The sequence below is a fragment of the Sedimentimonas flavescens genome (assembly GCF_019264375.1).
Lineage (GTDB): Bacteria > Pseudomonadota > Alphaproteobacteria > Rhodobacterales > Rhodobacteraceae > Rhodobacter > Rhodobacter flavescens.
In genome coordinates this window covers 1-2,924 of the sequence record NZ_JAHVAI010000041.1, presented here as the reverse complement: position 1 = coordinate 2,924, position 2,924 = coordinate 1, and the positions used below count along the sequence as shown (strand labels likewise).

4 protein-coding genes and 1 pseudogene are annotated in these 2,924 nt (G+C 64.9%); 3 read left to right on the top strand and 2 right to left on the bottom strand.

Features of this window, described 5'->3' with window-relative positions; genetic code table 11:
- Positions 1-209: 209 nt before the first annotated feature.
- Positions 210-1,520, bottom strand: a pseudogene (locus tag KTQ37_RS16545) (phage tail tape measure protein); the annotation flags it as partial.
- An 86-nt stretch (positions 1,521-1,606) separates the two neighbouring features.
- On the opposite strand from KTQ37_RS16545, the gene KTQ37_RS16540 reads away from it, so the two are divergent.
- Positions 1,607-1,888, top strand: a complete 282-nt coding sequence (locus tag KTQ37_RS16540; RefSeq protein WP_218631611.1) for a type II toxin-antitoxin system RelE/ParE family toxin — start codon at positions 1,607-1,609, stop codon at positions 1,886-1,888.
- Between the two features lie 11 nt (positions 1,889-1,899).
- A complete protein-coding gene (locus KTQ37_RS16535; protein WP_218631610.1) occupies positions 1,900-2,190 on the top strand; it encodes a HigA family addiction module antitoxin in 291 nt (96 codons plus the stop codon).
- Here KTQ37_RS16535 and KTQ37_RS17050 read toward each other — a convergent pair.
- On the bottom strand, positions 2,161-2,319 hold the full coding sequence (locus KTQ37_RS17050; RefSeq protein ID WP_459565445.1) for a DUF7697 family protein: 159 nt from the start codon (positions 2,317-2,319) through the stop codon (positions 2,161-2,163). The two genes, KTQ37_RS16535 and KTQ37_RS17050, sit on opposite strands and share 30 nt — an antisense overlap.
- Positions 2,320-2,417: 98 nt before the next feature.
- Here KTQ37_RS17050 and KTQ37_RS16530 point away from each other — a divergent pair.
- Positions 2,418-2,924: IS6 family transposase (locus KTQ37_RS16530; RefSeq protein WP_218631609.1), on the top strand; the 507-nt coding region annotated here is incomplete at its 3' end.

Genomic DNA, 2,924 nt, shown 5'->3' with positions numbered 1-2,924 from the left:
AAATCGGGGGGCGTCACCAGCCCGTCACCCTGAGCGGAAGCCGGAAAACTCTGCCTTAGGGCGGTCCAACGTTGGGGGTCGGATCAACTCAAACCAGGACTCCGGCATCAGCTGGATGAATGTCGGGGGTCACAGCACCAACCTGCAGACTCTCGTTATGAATGAGGGACCAGCAGGGGGCAGGTCACTTCGTCACAACGACGAAGTGTGGCCGCCTGATAGGCAAAGTCGCCGATCGCACCCGGCAGATGTCCCCAGATTGCCACCGCCCCATCATAGGCACCCTGAAAGAGACCGAAGGTGGTATTGGCAAAGCCGGTGACGGCAGTGACAGAGGATTGCATCGCGTCGAAAACCGCTGCCTGCAGCCCGGCCCAGCCGGCCTCGACCCGCGACCAGGCGGCCGCGGCGCTGAACCCAATGCGATCCCAGGCCTCTGCAGCAACGCTCTGCAAGAGACGGAAGGCCGCGCCCAGACCACCCACCGCCCGCGAAAGCGGCAGGAACTGATGCGCGAGTTCGCCCGCGCCGACGATGAGCGCCCCGATCCCCGTGCGGATCAACGCGCCGCGCATCACGGTGAGCGCCGTGGCAAGCCCCCGAACCGACAGCGCGGCCGCCGCCATCCCGGTCACCCAGCGTCCCGCGAGGAAGGCCGCGAAGCTGGCGGCATAGGTGGTCAGACGGGTGATGTTGTCGAAGAGGCTCCGGATCGCGATGCCGAGGGGGCCCGTGCGGCTTGCCACCGCGGCCATGGCATTGGCCAGGGCCTCGAGCGCCGGAGCCGCGGCGACGGCAAGCTGGTTCGAGACCCCGCGGGCAATCAGCCCGAGCCGCGAGAGCGCGTCATTCGTCCGCTCGATCTGATCGGCCTCCTGCTCGGAAACCAGAACCCTGAAGGCGCGGACATCCTCCGTCGCCTGGCGCAGCGTGGCCGTGTCGATGCGCGACATGGCGATCGAGCCTTCCTCGCCGAAGAGCTGGCCCGCCACAGCAGCCCGCTCGACCGCCGGAACGAAGGCCTCGATCACCGCGTTGAGCGCACCCACGCGCTGATCGAGCGGCAGCGCCAGAAGCGCGCCGGCCGAAAGCCCGAGCCGGTTCAGCGCCTCGGCCGCGGGGCCGCCGCTGGCTGCCGCCTGGCTCAGCCGCCGCGTCAGATCCTTCGTCGCCTGCTCGATGCCCGACATCGACACGCCGGCCAACTCGCCGGCGCGCTCAAGCACCTGGATCGAGGCGACCGTGGTGCCGAGCGATTGCGCAAGCTTCGCCTGCGCATCGACGGTTTGCAGGCCAGAGCGCACCATCGCCACGCCTGCTGCCGTCGCGGCCGCCACCGCGGCACCCGCGGCAATGCCCACACGGCGCGCAAAGCCCGCGAGCCGGGTGTTGGCAAGGTCCATCTCGCGCGAGAGGCGGCCAAAGCCTCGCGCGCCCGCTTCGCCGACGCCTTCCAGCTCGGCCCGCACCTGACGACCGCCCATGGCGACGAGGCGGACGGAGACGCGTTTTTCGGTCATTGAGATGGCTCCGCTCCAGAAGGTGTTACTGAGAGGCGCACTGTCGCCCCTCTTGAATTTTGTATCATGCCGTGATACATGACTGCATGATTGTCAGCACGAAGGGCAAACTCGCGGCGAACGCGGTGTCAGACCGGTTCGGCAAGGGGTTCCCGGCCGACTTGGTCAGGCGAACGCGTGCGATGTTGTCGGCGCTCGATGCCGCCATTATTCTCGAGGATCTCCGGTTTCCGCCGGGCAATCATCTCGAGGAGCTAAAAGGCGACCGAGCTGGGCAGCACTCGGTGCGTATCAACGGCCAGTGGCGGATCTGTTTCGTGTGGACTGATCAGGGACCGGCTGATGTCGAGATCGTCGACTACCATTGAAAGGGTGCGATATGACATTGATGAAGAACCCTTCTCATCCTGGTGAGCTCCTGGCGGAGCTCTATCTGGAACCGTTGGGCATGAGCGCGATCATGCTTGCCAAGCACCTGCATGTGCCGCGCACCCGGATCGAGCGGCTGGTGAAGGAGGAAACCGCACTCACCGTGGACACGGCGATCCGGCTTGCGAAGTTTTTCAGCACAACCCCGGAATACTGGATGAACCTGCAGCGCGCGTGGGATATCGCCCGGGCACGCGACACGATCGACGTTTCAGATATCACGCCCCTCCAGGCCGCCTGACGCCAGCTGTGCGTTGAGTTTCGTGACCATCACCGCCTCGAGGGCCGGCAAGAGTTCCGCCATGACCAAAGCTGGCACGCCGAGCGCACCCCCGAGTGCCAGGGCGGCGCCAAAATCCCAGCCAATCACCGCGCCGCGCACGACCCGGATCTGACCACCGAGCCGGCCGAGGTCAAGTCAGAGCAACTTGGCTTGCGACCGGGCAGTGGGCTGGGTAGCGTTTTGGGATGACCAATCGCGACCCGTTCAAGTACTTCAAGACCAGCCGGGATATCATCCGTTTGGCGGTGATGCTCTATGTTCGTTTTCCGCTGTCGCTCCGAAATGTCGAGGATCTGTTGCACGAACGCGGCATCGAGATCAGCTATGAATCCGTACGGTTCTGGTGGAACAGGTTTGGTCCGATCTTCGCCGCCGAGATCCGCAAGAAACGCGCTGAGCGGCTGCGGTCCGGGCCACAGTGGCAATGGCATCTCGACGAAATGTTCGTGAAGATCAACGGCGAGCGCCACTACCTCTGGCGGGCGGTCGATCACGAAGGTGAGGTGCTTGAGAGCTTCGTGACGAAGGCCCGGGACAAGAAGGCAGCATTGAAATTCGTCAAGAAATCAATGAAGCGCTACGGGCGGCCGCACATCTTTGTCACCGACATGCTCCGGTCCTACGGCGCCGCGCTGAGGGAAATCGGCGCGGCGGACCGGCAGGAAACCGGCCGCTGGCTAAATAACCGGGCG